Raw genomic sequence first — 22,193 nt, 5'->3', positions numbered from 1 at the left:
GCTAGGTTCCATTCTTGGTAAAGCCACATCTGGTCAGACGGATCCATTGGATATGCACATCAAGTCGTGTACAGAGGACTGCTTTCACTGCGCGCGCTGGTGCGAGCTTTGTGTAACGGAATGCATACAGATGGATATGCCGGGCATGTCGCACATGACGGCACTGTGCCGGGACTGTGCGGAAAGCTGTTTCATGGCGATCAAGTTCATGTCGCGCAAATCACCCTATTTCTTTATGACATGCCATGTATGCGCTGAAATCTGCGATGCCTGTGCTACCGCCTGTGAGCAGCAGGCAATCGAGCATTCGGATAACGAGACGTTTCACAATTGCGCCGCTGCTTGCCGCCAATGTGCCGAACGTTGCCTTGAAGCCGATGCCTTGATCAAAAATGCGGTTGAACACTGATTTCGTGTTTTTAATGGGCAAATATTTCGTGCCGGGTGAGCCTCATGTATAGGCACGCGCCAAAAATGCGTTATACGCGCTTTATGGCGATGCTGGCTTTTAGCTTGGCGCTAAACCCCTGTTTTTCCGCGACTTTATCCATGCAGGATGAGATGTTCCTCAAGAATGCAGCCAAAGCCAGCGTCATGGAGATGGAGTTTAATCGCCTAGCGGTGGTGCATAGTAAAACGCCCGCCGTAAAGGCATATGCCCAGCGTGTGTTGAAAGATCATGAAAAGTGTGGCGACCGACTAAAGCGCATGGCCTTGAAGCTGGAACTGGATCTGCAGGAGGAACCGAGCTTGGTGGAAAAGGTAAGGCTGCATCTGATGTCTGCCAAGAACGGCAAACCGTTTGATCTGGCCTTTATCGAGGATATTGCGGTGGAAGCGCATCAGGATGAAGTGGCGCTGTTTGAAAGGGCGGCCGCCAAGGTGGAAAATCCGGAGTTGAAGGCATTCGCCAGTCAGAATTTACCCATGCTCAAGCAGCACCTAGAAGCCGGTAAACGACTGGAAATATCGCTTAAGGAGCCGCCGCATTAATGTCATTCAAAACATTAACTAACTATCATAGTTATATGATTAATAATATATTTATAAATTAATAAAAGGGGCAATGGCCCCTTTTATTTTATTTATTTTAGCAGTGCTGATCCGCAGTTGATATCAGCCGTTGATGGAAGTTCCACCATTAGGGTGGATCACCTGCCCGCTGATGTACGAGCCGTCATTGGAGGCTAAAAATACATAGGCGGGGGCCACTTCACTAGGTTGGCCTGGACGACCCATCGGGGTGTCATGACCAAACTTTCCGACCTTTTCTGCAGAGAAGCTGGCTGGAATCAACGGCGTCCAGATCGGGCCTGGAGCGACAGCATTAACGGTAATCCCTTGTTCGCTCAGTTGCTGGGCTAAGGAGCGAGTGAAGGCCACGATCGCGCCCTTGGTGGCCGAGTAATCCAGCAATACGGGGTTGCCTTTGTAAGCCGTCACTGAGGCGGTGTTGATAATACGGCTGCCTTGCTTAAGGTGCGGCAGCGCTGCCTGTGTCAGGTAAAACATGCCGAACACGTTAACCTTGAATGTCTGCTCCAGTTGCGATGGTGCAATATCCACCAGGCTTTTCTGCTCAAACTGCTGAGCAGCGTTGTTGACCACAATATCCAGGTGACCGAATTTATTCACGACTTCATGCACCACGTTGTTACAGAAGCTGACATCGCTGATGTCGCCCTGGAACACCTCGGCATATACCCCGTAATCGCTCACGATATCCAGTGTCTTGTAAGCATCGTCTTCTTCAGCATCGGTGTAATAGATGATCGCCACATTGGCGCCCTCTGCGGCAAAATGCACCGCCACTGCGCGCCCTATGCCACTGTCGCCGCCAGTAATAATGGCGACCTTCCCTTTCAGCTTTTCGCTGCCCTTGTAGCCAGGGTCTATGTACTGAGGACGTGGCTCCATGTCCTCTTCACGGCCTGGCTGCTGGTGTTGTTGCTGCGGGGGCTGCTGCATGTTGCGATGATCATGCCCCGGAGAGCCCGGTAATGCTTGCTTGTGTGTTGACATGGCAAAATCTCCTGCTGACTGAATGAATGGGAGTTTTCAGCTTAATGCAGACTTGCCACGCTGGCTGTCAGGATGCAGGTCAAACCCGTGTAAGAATATATGGGGGTGCAGCCTTAGCGCGGCTGAAAAATATAATTGGGTGGCAACCACTCTTGCCGCAAGGCATACATAATCAGCTCACGCCTGTCGTGCAACTGCATTTTCCGCATGATGTTCGATTTGGTAACGCTGACGGTGCTGGAACTGATCTTCAGCTCATTGGACATGGATTTTGTCGTCATGCCTTTGATTGTCTTGAGAAATATCTGCATTTCGCGCGACGACAAGCGCTTGGGGTAACGTGATTTTTCAGGCAGTTGCGCGCTAGACTGACGAATGGAGGGGAAATACGAGGCCCCACCCAGAATCGCCTGTATCGCCTTGCACAGCTCGGCATAATCCGCGTCCTTGGTCAGGTAGCCCTCGCAACGGATATCCATGAAATGGTCAGCATATTTGGCATGGTCCGGCCCATTGATGACCAGCACTGGTATCTTTGGAAACAGCTGCTTGAGATCAAGCAAGGCTTCCAGGCCGTTTTTGGTGGGCTTGGAAATATCCAGAATCACCAGATTCACCCGCTTCTGGCGGATGATGGCCTCGGCATCAACCACATTCATGGCCTGATCCACGGCATATTGTTTCTGGGTATTGCTGATGAGCTGGCACAACAGCTTACGAGTGCCAGAGAAACCATCCACGACGATAATGTGTTTCATAAGACCTTGTATGTACGTTGTGTAGACAGCTTTTACTCTAGTCGCTATTCAAGCTCATCTGCATAAGGAAATCCTTATTCAAGTGTAGGACTCTCTTTATGCGGACATGAAAAAAGCAAGGCAATATGCCCTGCTTTTCTCTCACAGGTTTCACTACACAGGGTTAGGGTTCTACGACACTCGGCTTCAATTACCAGCTTCAACGTCGATAGCTGGTTTCGTAGTTAAGTATCTGATTTAACTTATGGACAAGTTAATAATGAAGACAAGGCGAGGCTTGTCAATTAATGTTGACCGCCCTTGCGGCCAGCCTCACGGGCCGACTGGGAGTCAAATTGATGGGCAGTGCCCTTGCGGTGTGCGGCTTGGCCGCCTTTCTGGCCGGCCAGACGCGCCTCTTGCGAGGTAAATTCGTGCGCGGAGCCTTTCTGGTGAGCAGCCTTGCCTCCCATGCTGGCGATCTCTCGCTGTTTAGCGGCGTCCATTGCGGCAAAGCCGCGGTTGCTGGAGTTTTGAGCCATGATGTGTCTCCTTAAGCGATGATTGAAAACACTCCTCCGAAACAGAAGAGTTGGTTCAGCTTAGGGAGTCAGGCGTCATGTCGGCATAAGCGCATGTCCTAATTGGGAGTCAGACATTGTAAAAAAGCTTGCCGGGGCCATCAGCAAGCCATACGCGTTAATTTCCGCTGATCATGCCGCCAGCCACATTGATCAGCAAGCCGATAAAAGCCACGTTGAAGATGAAGCTGAGCATGGATTGCGCGGTAACGGCCTTACGGGTGCTGGTGTTCATCACCGCTACATCCGAGGTTTGCGCCGCCACGGCGATGGTGCTGGCGAAATAAAGAAAATCCCAGTAACTCAGCTCCACGGCGTCATCCGGGAATTTCAGCGGCCTGTGTTTTTTGTCCGAAAGGTAATAGGAGTGCGCGTAATGCAGCGTAAACACCATGCCGACCAGCAGCCATGAGCCGAAAATCGTGATCGCCGTCAGCACATAATGCAGCACGCGCTCGGCACGGGTAACATCCTCCAGAGATGCCAGCTCAAAGCCAATCGCTACCAGACTGAGTATAGAGCCCAGGCAGAGCAAGGCCAGCACTGCCATGGCACCTTTATCTTCCTGCTCGGCAATACCGCGAATGTCTTCGTGGCTGGTGTGCGATATCAGCCAGGTGATCAGGATCAGATAAAACCACACCACGCCATTCCACGTCACCAGCAGCCGGGTCACCAGACCCCAGTCATAGGGCAGCAACAGGCCCATGGCAACGCCCGCGATGAGCGCCATCAACAGGCGGGGACGACGTTTTAATGGCTCAGGAATCACCATGCTCATGGAAGGCTCGCTCTTGATGAGTTGCGATGAGAAAAGGGCCGGTGCGCCTAATCCATATCGGCAGAGTCACACTAGGTCAATGACGGCTCATCGGTTTGCACGCATGCAAACTTACTGCCTTATTCACCGCACCGGCAGGGCATTCTACTCGTTATTGCCGATCAAACACCAGATTGAGGGTAACGGGTACCGCGGTGCTGATGGCAGGCAGCTGGGCGACTTCGCGCAGTTTTTCTATACCGGCTACCAGCTCAAAATTCGCGGCATCCACAATCACCGGTTGCACGGTGCTGATCAAAAACTTGTTATTGCTGAGGCTGGTAACGCGCACCTTGCTATTCAGCTCCACCGTCTTGCCATGCAGATCCAGTGTGAATTTCAGGCTCTCAATGCGGCTGGTGCCAGCGGGCAGGCTGCTGTAATCATTAGCGGGCGTTTTGCCACTGACCGAGGCGCTGGGGAACATGGCGATATCAAACAGCATGTTGCGCATGCGTTCGTCACGTATCGCGATGCCGGTATCGACGCTGGCTAGCTTGATGCTGAGGCTGAAGGCACCGGCATCGCTGATGCTGCCGCTGAGCTCTTTGAAGTGATGGGTTTCGGCGATGCTGTTTTTTTTGATGGAAACAAAACTAAGTTCCGAGGCCTGCGGGTTGAGTATCCAATCCGCCTGCGCTGGCAGTGAAAATGCGGCCAGGGAAAACAAGGCAAGGGGTAAAAGCGCAGACCTAAAGCGGGTGTGAACAACTGACATGTAAGGCTCCGATCGACCAGATGAATGGGGTAATGCTTGCGATCAGACACCGTGCTTCAGATACGCTTTAGCGCCTTGGCCAGATAAAACCACTCTTGCCCGCTAGCCGCATCAGGATTGGGGAACACAATATAGCCCCCCTCCTCTGCATACACGTCTTCGCCATCGCCGCGCGTACCAATCAGCTCGCCTGCCTGCACAGCATCAAAGCTGCGCCAGACCTTGACGAAAGTATCCTGATCACTGGCACGATCTACGACCTCGTAAATGCGCAATGATTCCGCCTGAGTAACAGCAGGCGGCTGCCTCTCGCCGGATATTTCAAGATAAGCCAGGGTATTGAGAATCGCGCGGTAGGCCACCTCAGGCGCTGCCGGGTCATCATGCTGCCCGCATTCCAGGGTCAAGCCATAGCCGCCCACGGTGCGCATGTACTCCGTAGTGCCTACCCCATAGCGCAAATCACTCTCGACAGCAGGCGTGGCTTGGGGGTTGGCGGCTTGCCGACGCGCCACACCACGCGCATAGGTATCCAGCCAGCCATCCACAAAGCGCTGCACGCCCAGGTGCCGTGCCAGCCCTTCTTCTTTTGCTGCATGTGCAAAAGGCTCAAGCGGGCCGGTATTGTTCAGCGGGCCTATCAGGGCAAACGGCTCGCCATCGGTATGAAACGAATGCAGGTCGAGCAATACCTCATGCTGTGCGAGCAAGGGACACAGCCAGTTGGCAATATGATCTTCAAACTCTACTGGCTTGGCGGTGGGGAACAAATTGCGGTTGAGGTTGCGATCACCACTGCGGCGGTGATGCTGGTATGCCAGAGGATTGGTAATGGGCACAAAGGTCACAGAGCCACGCAGGATGGCGATGGTGCCCGCAGCGATTTCGCCCAGCACCCGCTGGATCGCCTGGGTACCGCAGGTTTCATTGCCGTGCACTGCGCCCAGCACAATCAGCCGGGGTCCAGGGGTCGTCGCATGAAAGGTTTGCGTATGAAAATACATGCCAGAAATTTCCAAGGGTTAATGGCCTGGCGGCGTCGGTGGCCGCCAGCGGCGCAATAGCAGGGCATTGCTGACGACACTCACCGAGCTGAACGCCATGGCAGCGCCAGCAATCACCGGGTTCAGCAGACCAAACGCCGCCAGCGGAATGCCTATCACGTTATAAATAAATGCCCAGAACAGGTTTTGCCTGATTTTGCCATAGGTACGGCGTGAAATGTCGATGGTATCGGCCACCAGCGCGGGATCCGCGCGCATCAGGGTCACGCCTGCCGCGTGCATAGCCACATCAGTGCCCGTGGACATGGCAAAGCTGATATCCGCAGCTGCCAACGCGGGCGCATCGTTGATGCCATCGCCCACCATGGCCACCACGGCATGGCGTTTCTTAAGGTCCGCAATGCATGCCGCCTTGGTCTCCGGCGTCTGTTCGGCCAATACGGTTTGTATGCCTACACGGTCCGCCACGTAATGCGCACTGCGGGGGTTATCCCCCGTCAGCAATACGCTGGCGACATGCAGGCGGTGCAGGCTGGCAATCGCCTGCGGGCTGACAGCTTTGATCTGGTCGCCAAACGCAACCAGCCCTAGCAACACTACCCGTCCCACATGCCCAGTCGCCAGCCAGGATACGGTATGGCCTTGTGCCTGCAAGGCATCCGCGCCCGCCTTCAATGGTGCGAGATCCACACCCAAGGCCTGCATCCAGCGCCCATGGCCGAGATACACCGTGCGGCCCTCCACTTCACCCTGCAAGCCCTGACCGACTTTTTCCTGTAATTGTGTGACCACCGGCAGGGCGATCTGCTGTTCCTCGGCTGCGGTCAGCAAGGCAACCCCTAACGGATGCCGGCTCCCCTGCTCCAGGCTCGCGGCCAGCCTAACCAGTGCCTGGATGTGCTGGGGATCATCGCCATCCACTGCCTTGGCCGCCATCAAGCGCGGCTTGCCCTCGGTCAGGGTGCCGGTTTTATCAAACACTACCGCCGTGATTTGATATGCGAGCTCTAGCACCTGGGCATCTTTGATCAGAATGCCATGTTTGGCGGCAATGCCAGTCCCGACCATGATAGTGGTCGGCGTAGCCAGACCAAGCGCACACGGGCAGGCAATCACCAGTACCGCCACCGCATTCAGGATAGCTTGCTCACCGCTCGCGCCCGCCAGCAGCCAGCCCAGCAAGGTAACAAGCGCGATCACCAGCACGACAGGCACGAACACCGCGCTGACCTTATCCACCAGGCGTTGAATATCAGGTTTGGCCACCTGGGCGTCTTCCACCAGCCGAATAATCCGCGCCAGAGTGGATTCCGCACCTATCGCCGTGGTTTTGACGCAAAGCAGGCCATCCAGGTTATAGGCGCCACCAGTCACATGGTCGCCCACCCGCTTGTGCAAAGGCATGCTTTCGCCCGTGATCAGGGCTTCATCCACCTGCCCTTCGCCCTCCTGCACCAAGCCATCCACGGCAATGCGTTCGCCGGGCCTGACAATCACCAGATCGCCAAGGCGAACCTGCGCCAGTGGCAAGCTAAGCTCTTTATCATCGCGCCGCACAATCGCGGTATCTGGCCGCAAAGCCTGCAGAGCACGTATGGCCTCGGTGGTCTGGCGCTTGGCGCGGCTTTCCAGCCATTTGCCAAGCAATACCAGCGTAATCACCGCGCTGGCGGCTTCAAAATAAAGATGCTCATGCCCCATCAGCAGCATGTAGACCGACAAGCCATATGCCGCGGTCGTGCCCAGTGCCACCAATAGGTCCATATTGCCACTGCGATGGAGCACCGCCTGCCATGCCGAACGATAGAACGATGCCCCCAGCCAGAGCTGCACCGGTGTGGCGAGCAGCCATTGCAGCCAGCCGGGGAGATTGAAATGAACACCAACCACCATCAGCAACATGGGCAATATCAAAGGCAGGGTAAACACTGCAGCAGTGGCTACTTTCCAGCCACTATGGATTTCCGGCGGCGCAGAAAAGGCTGCCTCGGCCTTGAGCAGTGTCGCCTCATACCCGGCCTTGCTTACCGCTTGCATCAGGCGTTCGGCATTGGCCGGAGTGGAAAATTGGATATGGGCTCGCTCCGTTGCCAGGTTCACGCTGGCCGCGCTCACGCCTTCCACTTTCAGGATGGCCTTTTCCACACGCGCAACGCATGAGGCGCAGGTCATGCCGCCGATCGCGACATCTAGCTCGGTTAAAGGGGTATTTGCTTCCGACATGGTACTTTCCATACAAATGGGACACGGCGTGACGCCTGCCTTAAGGATACACCCAGGTAACGGTGCTGACGACCTTTGCTGCCGAGGACTGCGGAGATTTTGTTACGGGAAAAGTGGATAGCAAAACTCACGCATGCAGGACTCATGCGTGTGGATGCGATGATACAGGTCTACAAATGCAAAACGGCCCGAAAGGGCCGTTTCTCAATTCAGGGCTATTACGCCTTCTGAATGTTCGATGCCTGCTTGCCCTTAGGACCAGTCGTGATGTCGAAACTCACGCGCTCGTTTTCCTTCAGACTCTTGAAGCCATTGCTGGCAATGGCCGAGAAGTGCGCAAACAAGTCTTCGCCTCCATCGTCCGGGGTAATAAAGCCAAAACCTTTTGCATCGTTAAACCACTTCACGGTACCTGTTGCCATTTGCTGTCTCCTGCACTTGATAAAAACATCGCCAAACGATGACGATGGGATGAAATAAAAACGTACTACACCGCCAGTGTAGGCCATATTGCCCCTTCTGCCATACAGATTTTTCTGAATCGCCTGTAGGAGAAATCTTTCAAAGGGGGCTTTTTTTCGCTGACAGCCCATTCTGACGCTGGTTTCAGCCATTTTAGGACATCCTGACGCGCCTGCGCTGGCTACTATGAACAGGTGATCAATTGATCCAAAAACAGCAAAAAAATCAAATAAACGAAAGGAATCATCATGAATTGGGACCAAATCGAAGGTAACTGGAAGCAGCTGACCGGCAAGGTCCGTCAGCAATGGGGAAAACTCACCGATGATCATCTTGAAGAGATCAAAGGCAACAAGGACATGCTTGCAGGCAAGCTGCAAGAACTCTACGGCATCTCAAAAGAAGAAGCCGAAGCCCAGATCGAAAAGTTTCGCAACAACTAACGATTGCGTTATCCCTTAACACTGGAGCACGACTATGAATATCGCAAACAAAATGGCATTGGGTAGCTTGCTAGCCATGCTAATGAGCAGCCAAGCCTGGGCACAGGTTATTACCAAAGCCGAATATGAGGATGGTAAAACCCGCGTCAACGCTGTTTATGAACAGGAGAAGAAAGCCTGTGGCAAGCTTTCCGGCAATCAGGAAGACGTTTGTAAAGCCGAAGCAAAAGCCAAACGTGAAGCGGGCCTGGCTGATCTGGATGCCAACCTGAAAGGCACACTAGATGCCCGTATCTCGGCAGAAGAAGAGAAGGTCAAAGGCATGTACGAAGTGGCCAAGGAAAAATGTGACGATTACAACGGCGATGCCAAAGACCTGTGCCTGACCAAAGCCAAGGCGGAGCGTAGCACCGGTATGGCCAATGTAGATGCCACTCGCAAAACGCTGGAAGCCCGTCAGGAAGCCGCTGAAAAGAAAATGGAATCTGACTATGAAGTCGCCCTGAAAAAATGCGATAGCTACGCAGGCGATGTGAAGTCCGGCTGCAAGGACAAAGCCAAAGCGGATTATCGCCAGTGAGGTTCAGGATATCCAAGCTTTTCACATTTTAGAAAAACCGGCATTTGCCGGTTTTTTATGCGCTATTTAATTACTCCGCCACCCCTACCCGTTCCCCAGATAATCCACATCCAGCCCATGGCTGAACGCGCCATTTACAGGTAGCGGGCTCGCAAACTCCAGCTCATGTCTATCCACCAGCCTCACTAGTTCAGCCTTGTCGTTAATGGCGAGCTTGGCGTAAATTGCCCGCAGATAATGGCGCACCGTGGCGGGCGACAGGCCAGTCTCAGCCGCAATTTCTTTATAGGAATGCGCTTGTGCAAAGCCTCGTGCAACCTCGCGTTCACGCTTGGTCAGCTTGTCCAGTGGCGATGGACGCCCGATATCCAGCCGTGTCAGGCCGCCTGCCTGCTGCTGGTCGACGTAAAAGCCAATTGGAAGCTTGATGGACGATGCGCCTTTACTCGCCAGCATGTCGATCAAACCATGTGGCAAACGCCCTCCACGCCAGGCTGGCCATGCTTGGCTGACAAACTCCGCAAACGCGCCATCGGCATACACTATAGTGCCCCGGCTATCGACAAACGCGCTGGCTTTATCCTGCCATTTGTTTGACAGGCGCGTCCGCTCGATATCTGCCAGCAGATTGGTGCGCCAGCAGGAATACAAATGGGGTGTCAGCAACTGTTTGAGTCTGATATCGCCAGCTTCGAATGGGCGGGCATTGACCCCGGATCGAAACAGGGAAATAAACAGAAAGGATGCCCGGTCGGGCAAGAACACCGAGGTACAAAGGGCCTGGCTGAGGTCATGCCCGGTATTGAGATCGGCGAGCCCCGGAGTGGAGTGCAAGTCCTGTCGATTGAAATGCACCGTGGTTCTGGGCTGGATATGGACATCGTGCGCGAGCGCATCGTCATTCTTGACCGCATGCCAGTGCTCTTCAAATGCCAGAGGAAGCTCATGGCGGTAGGAGCTCAGTAAATCGAATCCGGCCTTGCCAGGCGACATGATGCCCCACCAGGCGCGGTCAAACCCAATAACGCGCTCCAAGTGCTTGAGCGCCTCTTGCTGAAATACCTGTGGACCAGCCGTCACGGCCATCTGATACAAATCTGCCAATAGCGTATTCTCAGGTGCGAATTCCATCTTCAAACACTCCCCTCTGCAGGTGGTTAAAGCCTTTCCTTCTGGCAGATCATCCCTGAATCCCGGGGCTTAATCAATGTATGACCAAGGATGCAACAGGCCTACCCTCCCCCCTGCATTTGCAGGATGTTCATGCCCGATGTCCGCCGCCATACTTCGGCAGGGATGTAGCTTGATGCTTACTCAAGCGCGCAGGCAAATGATAACGGGAGAAAAAATGCCATCCAAAAAATCCATTCATGTCTATGTGGTACGCGCCTGGTTCCTGCTGAACGTATTCGTGGCGCTTTACCCGCCCCTGTATTGGGCCGCCAGCGAGCATCGTGAACTGATCCTCGGCCTGCCTGCGACCTTTGTCTACTTCACTGGAGTCAGTCTCTCGATTACCTTGAGTATCTTGTATGCGTGGTGGCAGGATGCCATTAGCGGAGAGCTGACATCATGATCATGACGTTCGGGATTATGCTGGTGTTCTTTGCAGGCCTGATTGTCATACTGCAGCGTATCAGGCTGGACGATAGCTCGTTTTCCAACTATGCCGTTGGCAACCGCTCGTTTGGCGCACGCTACCAGGCCATGTCGTTTCTCAATACCTGGTACCCGGGCGCCATGTTCACGGCCTTCGGCGGCATGGCGGCGGCAAGCGGCATTATTTCATTCTATGTGCTGAGCTATAGCCTCTTGACCGTGATGCTGATGTACATGATGGCAAAGCCAGTATGGATGTGGGGCAAGGTCTTTGACCTGAAGACGCAGCCCGATCTTTTTTCCTTGCGTTACAACTCGCGCCATATCCGCACCATTGCCGCCGTGATCGGCATTATCTCGGGCATTCCCTGGCTGATCCTGGGTATGCAGGCCCTCGGAGAAATGTTCCGCTACCTATCCCTAGGCACGCTGACGTTTTCGCAGGCCGTGATTCTGGGAGTGGTCGTGATCGCCTTCCGGCAAATATGGACAGTGCGCATAGGCATGCGTGGCGTCGTGATCTCCGATTTTTACCAAGGTATGGTGGCTTACATAGTCGGCACTGCTATGCTGATCGGGTTGATTGTCTGGCTGATCATGGTTGAAGGCATCAGTTTTTCCAGCCTGGATGCGGCCCGATTTTCGCTCCCGGGCCCTGGCTCCAAGGAAGGGCCTTTGTTTCTGTTCAGCCTGGTATTGACCGGTGCTCTGGGCGGATGGTGCTGGCCCTATATTTTTGTGCGTCTTTTTACCGCTAACGGTGTTACCAGCCTGAAAAAATCAGCCGGCCTGGCAATTCCTCTATCCTTCATTTTTTGTCTTGCCTTGCTGATTTTCGGCATGCTGGCTGGCATACTGCCCTCGGCCAGCGGTCATCCAAATGATGTGTGGTTCATCGCATCGCAAGAGGCTGGGGGAATAATACTGCTGGGGCTGGCGGGCACAGTGCTGCTGGCCGCCTCCATGGGCCATATCGATGGCAATATCCAGGCGACAGGGGCGCAGATTGCCAACGACCTGCTGGGCAATTACTTCCCGCTGAGTACCCGGCAACTGATTGTGATCTCCAAAATAGGCATGCTGCTGCTAACCCTGCTGGCATCCTGGCTCTCCTGCATGGCATTACCCGCCCTATTCTCGCTGGCTGTCCTTGCATACCAAGGCATTATCCAGCTCGCCGTCCCACAATTCATGGGCATTTTCTGGAAGCGCGGCAACAAATACGGCGCCATGGCCAGCATGTCCATCGGCTTTGCCGTGGCCGTGACACTGGAGCTGACGTATCACGGCAACTTGCCATGGGCATATGGCCTGACATCGGGGGCAGTAGCGCTTATCGTAAATGTCATGGTGTATGTGGTAATGGCCTACGTGATTCCGCAGAATCAATCAGAAAAGGCGCGCATTGCGGCCTTATTTGAGCTGGTCAACGAAAAACACCACGACGCAAACTGCCGAGCGGGCGGTGCCGGAGAGCAGTTCAGTTGCTCACTAGACGGTGGCGGAACGCGTAGCTGATAAGCTCGGCATTATTGCTGCAGTGCATTTTGCGCAGAATTTTACAGCGAAAAACACTGACCGAGCTGGCGCTGATCAGGAGTTCGCGCGCGACAGAGGGAATGGATTTGCCCGAGGTGAGTTTGAAAAAAACCTGGCGTTCACGCGCAGAAAGCTCGATGTGGGGCAAATGTGGGGTGTCATTGCCGTTTCGAGTCAGACGATGCTGACTAGCGACATGGTTACCAGAAGCATGTTTACTGGAACTGAGTTTGCATGCCGCCTGCAATATTTCATGATCGCTGGCATCGCGTGAAAGATAGGTATGGCAACCCAGGCGCGTGTAGTGGGTGCGCAATGTGTCATCGTCCGGGCCGCCTACTATCAGGCATGGCAAACCGCGGAAGTCGTGCATGAGGTCGCAGAGGGTTTCCAGGCCGTTCTTGGCCGGGTCTGAGATGTCGATCAGCAGCAAGTCAGGGATAGTGTCAGCGTGCGCCATTGCCTCTGCGCTGGTGGCAGCTTCGGTGACCATGAAATCATCGGTGGCTTCGAGCAGCTGTCTCAGTGTGTATCGCGTGACGCGGTAGCCATTCACCAGCATGACATGGTGTCTGTGCATTGAGCCTCCTTTTGCCGCAACTGCAGGCAGATTCGTTCAAAGCAAGCATACGCCGTCAGCTCTTCCGTGGCTGTAGGTGTGATGCCATTCCGCTGTAGGAAGTTGCCGTCGGGGTGGCCACCCTGAGCGAATTTACCAGTATGTCTCGGTGGTAATGTGGCCGGGCTCGCGGCGTCTGTGCTTTTTGAGGCCGCGCGTGGCAAGCAGGCCTTGCATCTCTTGCACCATTTGCGGATTGCCGCACAGGATCACCTGACTATGCTCGGGGCTGAGCTTGGTCTGGGCTTGCTTTTCCAGGCGGCCATCTTCCAGTGCCTGCGGTATGCGGCACGGCAAGCCGATGTCGGAGGCTTCACGCGTGACCAGCGGCACAAAATGCAGTCGGCCGGAATGGAGCTTCATCAACTGCTGAATGCGTTCCAAGTAGGCGAGATCATGCTGATAGCGCACCGAGTACACCAGCACGGCATGCTCGTATTGCTGCCACAGCCGCTCAGTGCCCAGCATGGAAAGAAACGGCCCTATGCCGGTACCACTTGCGATCAGCCACAGATCACGTGCTGCGGGGATTTCATCCAGCGTCATGAAGCCATGTGCGGTGGGCGATAGCTGGACGACATCACCCGGGTTTAGCGGCACCAGATGCGGGCTCAGCTTGCCATCTGGCACTTCAATGTAAAAAATCTCCAGTGGTCGCTGCTGCGGTGGATTCACCAGCGAATAGGGATGCGCCACCACCTCGCCCTCTATTTCCAGCCCCAGCTTTACAAACTGCCCGGCGGCAAAAGGAGCCAGATCTGCCTCAATGTATAGGGTATGCAGATAGGCATTCCAGTGTTTGTGCTCCACTACCTTGCCCTGTATCCATGTCGCCATTGCTAATCCTTAAAATAGGGATGGTCATGTATGCATGACCGCAAAACCTTCAATTATTTCCTACCGTGCTTACGGAGAATTCCTGATAATAAACAATGCGTAATAGATGCATTGTTATGATTCACTTTACGATAATGAAAGGAGTCTTATCATGCCTAGAGGCGTATCTCCCAAGCGCGAACATGAGTTTGAAAAGCTCAAGCACCAGTTTCAGCATGATCATCGCTACCCAGGACGTGAAGAGGAAGTCGCGGCACGCATTGTGAACAAACAACGTAGAGAGGCTGGTGAAATCAAGTCTTCTAGCGACTCATCAAGCGGTCATGCAAATTCCGGAGGCCGTGGCTCTTCAGCCAGTAGCAAATCATCATCGGCAAGCACATCTGCCAATGCCCATGCCAGCAACCCTGGTCTCTCCGTCAAGGAGTATGCCGGGCTCACCATTCCGGAAGTCACCTCCCGACTGGGGTCGCTGAGCTTGTCGCAAATCCGTCGATTGCGCGATTACGAGCTGGCGCACAAGCATCGCAAAGGCATGCTGGAGAAGCTTAACCGCCAATTGGTACATTAATAAATATCCATGCCGGACGCCGGGCTTAGGCAAAACAGACAAAGCCGCCGCCCGGCGCAATTACAAGGTCAGCCCCACTGCCCGCATGATAAAGCGTAGCAGCAGGCTGACCGCCGCCAGTGCCAGCACACTGCCCAGCCAGATCAGAAACAACCATCCCAGGCGCTGTCCCCAGCGCTTTTCAGATTTTTCCGCCATTAATGGTAGCCCTCCCCAGCATGCACTTTGCCGCGAAATACGTAATAGCCCCAGGCGGTATAGATCAGGATGATGGGGATAATGACAACCGCGCCCACCAAGGCAAAGCCCTGGCTCTGCGGCGGTGCCGAGGCGGCCTGTATGCTGATATCAGGCGGTACGATATTTGGCCACACGCTAATGCCCAGTCCCACATAGCCCAAAAATACCAAGCCCAACGTAAAGACGAAAGGCCATACCTCGGCCTTGCGTGCCAGCGCTCTTTGCAGCTGATAGAAACAGAACAGCACCAGTAGCGGAATAGGCAGCAAGGTCCACATATCGGGCCCGAACCAGCGGGCGGCGATGCGGCTATCGATGAAAGGTGTCCACAGGCTGATGATGGCAATAATCGCCAGCAAGACCAGACCGAGCACGCGCGACAGCCGATAACACGTCGCCTGTAGATCTCCCGAGGTTTTCATTACCAGCCAGGTGCTACCCAGTAAGGCATAAGTCGCCAGCAGGCCGACCCCGGTAAACAGCGAAAATGGCGTCAGCCAATCCAGCGCACCACCCGTGTAGACACCGTTCACCGCGGGAATACCGCGGATATAGGCGCCCAAGGTTACGCCCTGGAAAAAGGTCGCGGTCATGGAACCGCCTATGAAGGCTTTATCCCAGAAATGGCGCTCGTGGTCGCGCGCCTTGAAGCGAAACTCGAAGGCGACGCCTCTGAATATCAGCGCCATCAGCATGAAAATCAGCGGCAGATACAAGGCGCTGAGGATGATGGAATAGGCTTGTGGAAATGCCGCCAGCAAGCCTGCACCACCCAGCACTAGCCAGGTTTCATTGCCATCCCACACCGGCGCTACCGTATTCATCATCACGTCGCGGTCATGCCGGTCACTGAAAAAGGGATAAAGAATCCCGATGCCAAGATCGAATCCATCCATGATGATGTACATCATGATGCCGAACAGGATAATGCCGGCCCAGATCAGGGGTAGATTGGCTTCCATGACTAGCGTCCTCCTTCTGTTGAGCCGGGCTTGTCGGCACTGAATTCCGGCGCCAGGGTAAAGACATGATCTTCTTCCAGGTCTGGCGTGCTTGCCGGAGTTTCGTCAGGCTGAGGTGCAACGCGCATCAGTCTGAGCAGATAAGCTACACCAGCGCCAAACACCAGCAGGTAAACCACTACAAACAGCACCAGGGTGAGGCCGACTTCGGCTGCACTATGCGGCGTGACGGCATCCGCCGTGCGCAGCATGCCATATACCACCCAGGGCTGACGGCCTATTTCGGTGGTATACCAGCCTGCCAGGATGGCCAGCACCCCGGCAGGCCCCATACAGAGGGCAAAGCGCAGAAAGGGCTTGGTGTCGTACAAACGACCGCGCCAGCGCAGCCAGGCAGAAACAACACCTAGTAATATCATCAGCATGCCCAAGCCCACCATGATGCGGAACGACCAGAACACAATCGTGGCATTGGGCCGATCTTCCGGCGCAAACTCTTTCAGCGCGGGTATAGGCGCATCCCAGGAGTGGCGCAAGACCAGGCTGCCCAGATGCGGGATCTCCAGCGCAAAATGCGTTTTTTCAGCGGCCATGTCAGGCCAGCCAAACAGGATAAGCGGCGTGGCTTCGCCGGGTTTGTTTTCCCAGTGGCCTTCAATCGCCGCGATTTTGGCGGGCTGGTATTCCAGCGTATTCAGACCATGGAAGTCGCCAATGACCGCCTGCACCGGAGCGACCAGCAAGGCCATCCACATGCCCATGGAAAACATGGTACGCACTGCCTTGGTGGCGGTACCCCGCAACAGATGCCAGGCACCCACCGCGACAACTAGCAATGCGGTTGCCAGATAAGCGGCCACCACCATGTGCATCAAGCGATAAGGAAACGAGGGATTGAACACAATCTGCCACCAGTCAACCGGGATCAATCGTCCATCCACCAGGGCAACACCCTGTGGCGTATGCATCCAGCTGTTGGAGGCGAGAATCCATGTGGCGGAAATCAGGGTACCGACGGCCACCATGAGTGTGGAGACAAAATGCAGGCCGGGCCCGACTTTGTTCCAGCCAAAGAGCATGACGCCGAGAAAACCTGCTTCGAGAAAGAACGCTGTCAGTACTTCATAGGCCAGCAAGGGGCCGGTGACGCTGCCGGCATAGTTGGAAAAGCCCGACCAGTTGGTGCCAAACTGATAGGCCATCACTAGGCCTGATACCACACCCATGCCAAACGTCAGGGCGAAAATCCGCGACCAGTAACGGTAAAGCTCTAAGTAATGTGCCTGTTTGGTTTTAAGCCACAGACCCTCCAACACTGCAAGATAGCTCGCCATGCCGATGGTAATGGCGGGAAACACGATGTGAAACGAGATGGTAAAACCGAATTGTATGCGGGCAAGATCCAACGCTAATACTGACATGATGCATCCTCAGGTTTTCTGGCTGTCTGGGCATATGACCCTGCTAACACCAGATAAATTTCCAATTAAATCCTAAGGATAAGCATGACACTATGCAATGCACAGTCAGGCGCTATTTGATGGGTACAGTGTGATGTACGGGAATGGTAGAAATTTACCTGCCCTGAAGCAAGCTCCATGAAAAAGGCCGACCCGGTTAAGGTCGGCCTCTTCAATGACCATACACCAGAGTTGCAAAGCTGCCAGGTTACCCAGGCTGCCCCATATGAAATGGGAACGCCTGGGATTCAGACTTGCCTGCGGGCTCAGGCGGTGGTGAGTGCCGTGGCAATCGGCAGCTTGCGTACACGCTTGCCGGTAGCGGCAAACACGGCATTCGCCACCGCAGGCATCACAGCAGAGGTGCCTGGCTCGCCGATACCGCCCGGGTTTTCCTGGCTGGGCACGAGATGTACCTCGACCACCGGCGCTTCGTTCATGCGCATCATGCGGTAGTTATGGAAGTTGCTTTCCTGCACACGGCCCTGATCAAAGTGGATTTCACCCCACAGCGCACCGGTAATGCCAAACATGATGCCGCCTTCCATCTGGGCACGCACGGTGTCAGGGTTCACGGTGTAGCCGCAGTCCACCACGCAGACCACCTTTTTCACTCGCACCTGCTGATCGGCATCGACTTCCAGCTCCACCACCTGCGCAATATAGGTGCCAAAGGCAAACAGCACCGAGACGCCTTTACCAGCCTTGCCCTTGGCGGGGGCTGACAGCGGGCTGAACCAGTTGGCTTTTTCTGCCGCCATCTCCAGTACCGCTTTGGCGCGCGGGGCGTTTTTCAGCAAAGCGAGGCGATACTCCACCGGATCCTTGCCTGCATGCGCGGCCAGCTCGTCAATAAAGCTCTCCACCACAAAAATATTATGGGTAGGGCCCACGCCGCGCCAGAAAGCGGTTGGCAAGGGGGGCTCGTGGCGCACGTAATCGACATACACATTCGGCACGGCATATTGCAGATCGGTCGCGCCCTCGACGGCATCCGGGTCTACGCCATCCTTCACGGCTGCGGGGAAGAAGCGCGCCATGATGGATGAGCCGGTGATGTGATGCTGCCAGGCTTCCGGATTGCCATGCTCATCGATGGCGGCCGAAATACGGTCGTAGTAATACGGACGATACATATCGTGCTGGATATCTTCTTCACGACTCCATACGACCTTGACCGGGAAGTTGACTTGCTTGGCAATCAACACGGCTTGCGCTACGGAGTCGACTTCCAGCCGACGGCCAAAGCCACCGCCCAGGAGATGGTTATGAATGCGCACCTTGTCTTGCGCCAGACCCGTCAATTGGGCAGCCACCATCTGCGCCACCACGGGTACTTGCGTGCCTACCCAGATATCGCAACCATCGTCCTGAACGTGCACAGTGCAATTGATGGGTTCCATGGTGGCATGCGCCAGGAATGGCAGTTCATAAACCGCTTCCAGCTTCTTGTCGGCAGCGGCGATGATGCCAGGGGCATTGCCCGTCTTTTTGGCAACAGCGCCCTTGGCTTCAGATGCCTTGGCAATATCTGCGCGCAGGCTGGTGCTGGAGAAACCGGCGTGTTCGCCATCATCCCAAGTGATTTTCAGCGCAGCCAGACCCTGCTTGGCAGCCCACATGTGGTCGGCAATCACGGCCACGGCATTGTCCAGCTTGATCACCTGCTGAAAGCCTTGGATCTTTTTGGCTTCGCTGTCATCGACTGACACCAGCTTGCCGCCAAATACCGGGCTGGCACTGACGGTGGCGATTTTCATGTCCGGCACTTTGACGTCAATACCAAACTCGGCGGTACCATTCACCTTGGACGGCGCATCCAGGCGATGCACAGGCTTGCCGATGATCTTGAAATCCTTGGGGTCCTTGAGCGTAACGGCAGTGGGTGCGGGCAGGCGCGCGGCTTTCTCCACCAGATCACCATACGGCACGCGACGCCCCGTCGGCTGATGGACGACTTCGCCATTTTCGGCATAGCAGGTCTCGGGGCGGACTTTCCATTCATCTGCGGCCACTTGTATCAGCATCATGCGTGCACGGGCGCCTGCTTCACGCAAGGGCTTCCAGGCACCGCGCACGGAGGTGGAGCCACCGGTAATCTGCGCGCCCAGCAAAGCATCGCCATAGGCTTTGTCATCGGGTGGTGCGTGTTGCAGCTTGACCTTGCTGACGTCGACTTCAAGCTCTTCGGCGATCAGCATGGGCATGGAGGTATACGTCCCCTGCCCCATTTCCACCTTGTGCGCGACGATGGTCACGACGCCATCCTGATCGATGTGAATAAAGGCATTGGGCGTGAATTCCTGCTTGCTGCCAATGCCCAGCTTGCTGCAGGCGGTGCCGAGCAGGCTGAATTCCAATAGCAGGCCTATGCCCAGGCCGGAAGAAAGTTTAAGAAAATCACGGCGGCTGACATCACCGCGTGCGGTTGTGTCGGCTGTTTGCGTTTCTGGCAGCATGTGCATGTTACGCCTCCTTGGCGGCAGGCTGGCCAGCAGCCAGCTTGATGGCAGAACGAATGCGAGCATAGGTGGCGCAGCGGCAGATATTGCCGGACATGGCATTGTCGATGTCCTGATCAGATGGTGCCGCGTTTTCCTTCAGCAAGGCAACGGCGGACATGATCTGGCCGGACTGGCAGTAGCCGCATTGCACCACTTCCTGTTCAATCCAGGCATCCTGCACGCGTTTGCCAAGTTCACTGGCGCCTATGCCTTCAATCGTGGTGATTTCCTTGCCACTGGCTGCAGATAACGGCGTTACGCATGAGCGTATGGGTTTGCCATCGAGATGCACGGTACAGGCACCGCAAAGCGACATGCCACACCCGAACTTGGTGCCAGTCAGGCCGACTACATCGCGCAAAGCCCAGAGAATGGGGGTGTCATCGGTCACGTCCAGATCGTGCTGGTCGCCGTTTACATTCAAGGTGATCATGGTTACCTCATCTTGTTAAAGTTAAAAATCAAAGCGGGAAAATTAAACATCTGTTCTGGGCAAATACTACGGAGAGGCAACAGCCAGCATGCGCCGCTGCCAGTCAGCCACGGTATCAATATCAAACAGCACGCCGCTGTCGTCGACATCAAGCGTCACCAGTTGGTCCGCATGGCCCTGCAAAATCTTTCTGGCGCCCTGATCACCCATGCACGCCATTAACGACTGGCGGAACTGCGCAGCAAACCCGACGGGGTGTCCACGCTTGCCGGCATACGCAGGCGCGACCATGGCGTTGCCACTGGCAAGGCTGGCTGCCAGTAATTGCAAGGTGCTGGCTTGTATGTCCGGCATATCTCCCAGGCCGATTAGCCAACCTCTGGCATGCTGAGTTTGCGCCACGCCAAAAGCCAGACTATGCCCCATGCCTAAAGCTGACTGATCGCATGCCAGCCAGTCAATGTGATCGGCTATATCAAGCTCATCCTCGACCTGTGCCTGCAAGGCCATATGCTCGGTGGGAACCACCACATGGACTCTGGAGAAGCTGGCCAGCCATGGCTGCAAAGCATGTGAAAGCAAGCACATGGAGTCACCTTCACCAGTCAGCGGCTGCATCAGCTTGGGTCCGCCAAACCGGGAGGACATGCCAGCGGCCAACACAATCGCGCTGATTTTATGCATGCTGATTTGGGGCATGCTGCTTGAGCGCTGCCTGTTCAAACGACGCGGCATTGAATTGGGGATGATTACGAACGGACACCAGGTGGGCCACTATCGCGACGGCGATCTCCGGCGGTGTGCGGCTGCCTATGCTGAGACCCACCGGCCCATGCAGACGGTCAATTTCTTCAGGTGTGAGATCAAACAAAGCCAGACGCTCGCGGCGTTGCTGGTTGGTGCGGTGCGAACCTAGCGCCCCCACGTAAAATGCCGGCGACTTCAATGCTTCCAGCAAGGCCATGTCATCCAGCTTGGGATCATGGGTCAGCGCAATCACGGCGGTACGGCTATCCACTTGCTGCGTCAAAATGGCATCGTCCGGCATATCGCCAATGATGTGCGTACCCGGCACCGCCCACGTCTGCCTGAATTCTTCTCGCGGATCACACACAATCACTTCGTAATCCAGCGCTTGCGCCATTTGTGCGAGATAGACCGAGGTTTGCCCGGCGCCAATGATCAGCATGCGCCAGCGGGGGCCGTGCACCGTGGTCAAGTGGGTAGTATTGAGCTGCAACCGGCTATCAGGGGCGGCATCGCTCACCACCACATTCAGGGTATCCAGCGCCAAGGTGCGGGATACCAGACGATGCTCAGCCACCAGGCTCTGGACTTGCTGCAACCAGCGATCATCACGTATGGGCTCGGCAAGTACTCTGAGCACACCACCGCAGGGCAAGCCAAAACGGCGCGCCTCTTCAGTCGTTACGCCATAGGTGAGCACTTCTGCCTGATGTTGAGAAAGTTGACCGAGGCGCGCCTTATCGGCGAGATCGTCTTCGATACAGCCACCGGAAACTGAGCCGACCACCAGGCCATCCGCGCGTAAAACCAGCATGGCCCCTATGGGCCTTGGGCTGGAGCCAAAAGTTTCAACCACGGTCATGAGCCACAATGGCTGCTTTTGTCGAGCCCACTCAAGGGCCGTGGTGAATACTGAAAAATCGACGCTATCCATGGCGCTCCCCGCTAATGGCATAGGTGTGAAGACAAGATATACAACGAACTTGCGTGTAAGAATTTCATTATGCCTGCTTGGGACTTCAGGATAAATGACACAGTCATGATTTTAGAATTCCATATTGTGGAATAATGCCAAGCATTACCATCAGGAAT

Annotated in this window: 25 protein-coding genes; 6 read left to right on the top strand and 19 right to left on the bottom strand. The window is 55.2% G+C overall.

Translation table 11 applies throughout. The features are described 5' to 3' along the window. Nucleotides 1-220: 220 nt before the first annotated feature. On the bottom strand, nucleotides 221-430 hold the full coding sequence (locus tag LG204_RS10670; protein WP_230337251.1) for a hypothetical protein: 210 nt from the start codon (nucleotides 428-430) through the stop codon (nucleotides 221-223). Nucleotides 431-474: 44 nt separating this feature from the next. On the opposite strand from LG204_RS10670, the gene LG204_RS10665 reads away from it, so the two are divergent. After that, nucleotides 475-993, top strand: coding sequence for a DUF4142 domain-containing protein (locus LG204_RS10665; protein ID WP_230337250.1), 519 nt, complete (start codon nucleotides 475-477; stop codon nucleotides 991-993). Nucleotides 994-1,116: 123 nt separating this feature from the next. Here the strand turns inward: LG204_RS10665 and LG204_RS10660 are convergent, their stop codons facing one another. The 8 genes from LG204_RS10660 to LG204_RS10625 all read right to left on the bottom strand — a co-directional run bounded on the left by LG204_RS10660 (nucleotide 1,117) and on the right by LG204_RS10625 (nucleotide 8,527). After that, a complete protein-coding gene (locus LG204_RS10660; RefSeq protein WP_230337249.1) occupies nucleotides 1,117-2,022 on the bottom strand; it encodes an SDR family oxidoreductase in 906 nt (301 codons plus the stop codon). 113 nt (nucleotides 2,023-2,135) lie between these two features. Beyond that, a complete protein-coding gene (locus LG204_RS10655) occupies nucleotides 2,136-2,780 on the bottom strand; it encodes a response regulator (RefSeq protein ID WP_230337248.1) in 645 nt (214 codons plus the stop codon). A 284-nt stretch (nucleotides 2,781-3,064) separates the two neighbouring features. Then, nucleotides 3,065-3,301 (bottom strand): KGG domain-containing protein, encoded by a 237-nt coding sequence (locus LG204_RS10650; RefSeq protein WP_230337247.1) that lies wholly within the window; start codon nucleotides 3,299-3,301, stop codon nucleotides 3,065-3,067. A gap of 157 nt (nucleotides 3,302-3,458) precedes the next feature. After that, entirely contained in the window at nucleotides 3,459-4,121 is a 663-nt protein-coding gene (locus LG204_RS10645; RefSeq protein ID WP_230337246.1) for a DUF1345 domain-containing protein, read from the bottom strand. Nucleotides 4,122-4,272: 151 nt separating this feature from the next. Beyond that, nucleotides 4,273-4,878 carry a YceI family protein gene (locus LG204_RS10640; protein WP_230337245.1) on the bottom strand — a complete coding sequence of 202 codons (606 nt, stop codon included), beginning with the start codon at nucleotides 4,876-4,878 and terminating at the stop codon, nucleotides 4,273-4,275. A gap of 56 nt (nucleotides 4,879-4,934) precedes the next feature. Beyond that, nucleotides 4,935-5,882, bottom strand: a complete 948-nt coding sequence (locus LG204_RS10635) for a succinylglutamate desuccinylase/aspartoacylase family protein (RefSeq protein WP_230337244.1) — start codon at nucleotides 5,880-5,882, stop codon at nucleotides 4,935-4,937. A gap of 18 nt (nucleotides 5,883-5,900) precedes the next feature. Continuing rightward, the gene (locus LG204_RS10630) at nucleotides 5,901-8,105 is read right to left on the bottom strand and encodes a heavy metal translocating P-type ATPase (protein WP_230337243.1); all 2,205 of its coding nucleotides are present in this window, start codon (nucleotides 8,103-8,105) and stop codon (nucleotides 5,901-5,903) included. Between the two features lie 218 nt (nucleotides 8,106-8,323). Continuing rightward, nucleotides 8,324-8,527 (bottom strand): cold-shock protein, encoded by a 204-nt coding sequence (locus LG204_RS10625; protein ID WP_013442210.1) that lies wholly within the window; start codon nucleotides 8,525-8,527, stop codon nucleotides 8,324-8,326. A gap of 288 nt (nucleotides 8,528-8,815) precedes the next feature. Between LG204_RS10625 and LG204_RS10620 the strand changes: the two genes are divergently transcribed. Both LG204_RS10620 and LG204_RS10615 read left to right on the top strand, forming a co-directional pair. Next, nucleotides 8,816-9,010, top strand: coding sequence for a CsbD family protein (locus tag LG204_RS10620; RefSeq protein ID WP_013442211.1), 195 nt, complete (start codon nucleotides 8,816-8,818; stop codon nucleotides 9,008-9,010). Between the two features lie 34 nt (nucleotides 9,011-9,044). Continuing rightward, on the top strand, nucleotides 9,045-9,590 hold the full coding sequence (locus tag LG204_RS10615) for a hypothetical protein (protein ID WP_230337242.1): 546 nt from the start codon (nucleotides 9,045-9,047) through the stop codon (nucleotides 9,588-9,590). 84 nt (nucleotides 9,591-9,674) lie between these two features. Here LG204_RS10615 and LG204_RS10610 read toward each other — a convergent pair whose 3' ends face one another. Beyond that, the gene (locus LG204_RS10610; protein ID WP_230337241.1) at nucleotides 9,675-10,721 is read right to left on the bottom strand and encodes a response regulator transcription factor; all 1,047 of its coding nucleotides are present in this window, start codon (nucleotides 10,719-10,721) and stop codon (nucleotides 9,675-9,677) included. Between the two features lie 217 nt (nucleotides 10,722-10,938). Here LG204_RS10610 and LG204_RS10605 point away from each other — a divergent pair, with 217 nt between their 5' ends. After that, complete coding sequence (locus LG204_RS10605) at nucleotides 10,939-11,166, top strand: hypothetical protein (RefSeq protein WP_230337240.1); 228 nt, start codon at nucleotides 10,939-10,941, stop codon at nucleotides 11,164-11,166. After that, complete coding sequence (locus LG204_RS10600) at nucleotides 11,163-12,707, top strand: sodium:solute symporter family protein (protein ID WP_230337239.1); 1,545 nt, start codon at nucleotides 11,163-11,165, stop codon at nucleotides 12,705-12,707. Before LG204_RS10605 ends, LG204_RS10600 begins: the two co-directional genes overlap by 4 nt. On the opposite strand, the gene LG204_RS10595 is transcribed toward LG204_RS10600, so the two are convergent. Next, on the bottom strand, nucleotides 12,670-13,308 hold the full coding sequence (locus tag LG204_RS10595) for a LuxR C-terminal-related transcriptional regulator (RefSeq protein ID WP_230337238.1): 639 nt from the start codon (nucleotides 13,306-13,308) through the stop codon (nucleotides 12,670-12,672). The two genes, LG204_RS10600 and LG204_RS10595, sit on opposite strands and share 38 nt — an antisense overlap. A gap of 132 nt (nucleotides 13,309-13,440) precedes the next feature. Further along, the gene (locus tag LG204_RS10590) at nucleotides 13,441-14,184 is read right to left on the bottom strand and encodes a ferredoxin--NADP reductase (protein ID WP_230337237.1); all 744 of its coding nucleotides are present in this window, start codon (nucleotides 14,182-14,184) and stop codon (nucleotides 13,441-13,443) included. 151 nt (nucleotides 14,185-14,335) lie between these two features. On the opposite strand from LG204_RS10590, the gene LG204_RS10585 reads away from it, so the two are divergent. After that, a complete protein-coding gene (locus LG204_RS10585; protein WP_230337236.1) occupies nucleotides 14,336-14,755 on the top strand; it encodes a hypothetical protein in 420 nt (139 codons plus the stop codon). A gap of 60 nt (nucleotides 14,756-14,815) precedes the next feature. Here the strand turns inward: LG204_RS10585 and LG204_RS10580 are convergent, their stop codons facing one another. From LG204_RS10580 to LG204_RS10550, 7 genes are all read right to left on the bottom strand, one after another. Continuing rightward, nucleotides 14,816-14,953, bottom strand: a complete 138-nt coding sequence (locus LG204_RS10580; RefSeq protein WP_230337235.1) for a DUF2474 family protein — start codon at nucleotides 14,951-14,953, stop codon at nucleotides 14,816-14,818. After that, nucleotides 14,953-15,957: a cytochrome d ubiquinol oxidase subunit II gene (cydB, locus tag LG204_RS10575; RefSeq protein ID WP_230337234.1), complete on the bottom strand. Its 1,005-nt coding sequence runs from the start codon at nucleotides 15,955-15,957 to the stop codon at nucleotides 14,953-14,955. Before cydB ends, LG204_RS10580 begins: the two co-directional genes overlap by 1 nt. Before the next feature lie 2 nt (nucleotides 15,958-15,959). After that, nucleotides 15,960-17,378, bottom strand: coding sequence for a cytochrome ubiquinol oxidase subunit I (locus tag LG204_RS10570; RefSeq protein WP_268868033.1), 1,419 nt, complete (start codon nucleotides 17,376-17,378; stop codon nucleotides 15,960-15,962). Nucleotides 17,379-17,683: 305 nt separating this feature from the next. Further along, nucleotides 17,684-19,882 carry a xanthine dehydrogenase family protein molybdopterin-binding subunit gene (locus tag LG204_RS10565; protein WP_230337233.1) on the bottom strand — a complete coding sequence of 733 codons (2,199 nt, stop codon included), beginning with the start codon at nucleotides 19,880-19,882 and terminating at the stop codon, nucleotides 17,684-17,686. 1 nt (nucleotide 19,883) lies between these two features. Continuing rightward, the gene (locus tag LG204_RS10560; RefSeq protein ID WP_230337232.1) at nucleotides 19,884-20,354 is read right to left on the bottom strand and encodes a (2Fe-2S)-binding protein; all 471 of its coding nucleotides are present in this window, start codon (nucleotides 20,352-20,354) and stop codon (nucleotides 19,884-19,886) included. Nucleotides 20,355-20,420: 66 nt separating this feature from the next. Beyond that, nucleotides 20,421-21,038, bottom strand: a complete 618-nt coding sequence (locus tag LG204_RS10555) for a nucleotidyltransferase family protein (protein ID WP_230337231.1) — start codon at nucleotides 21,036-21,038, stop codon at nucleotides 20,421-20,423. Further along, a complete protein-coding gene (locus LG204_RS10550; protein WP_230337230.1) occupies nucleotides 21,031-22,035 on the bottom strand; it encodes an XdhC family protein in 1,005 nt (334 codons plus the stop codon). The genes LG204_RS10555 and LG204_RS10550 overlap by 8 nt, the downstream gene beginning before the upstream one ends. Nucleotides 22,036-22,193 lie beyond the last annotated feature (158 nt).

Source organism: Methylovorus menthalis, assembly GCF_020523625.1.
In the GTDB taxonomy this organism is placed as follows: Bacteria; Pseudomonadota; Gammaproteobacteria; order Burkholderiales; family Methylophilaceae; genus Methylovorus; species Methylovorus menthalis.
The sequence above is the reverse complement of the archived record's forward strand: the minus strand, read 5'-3'. Positions and strand labels throughout refer to the sequence as shown.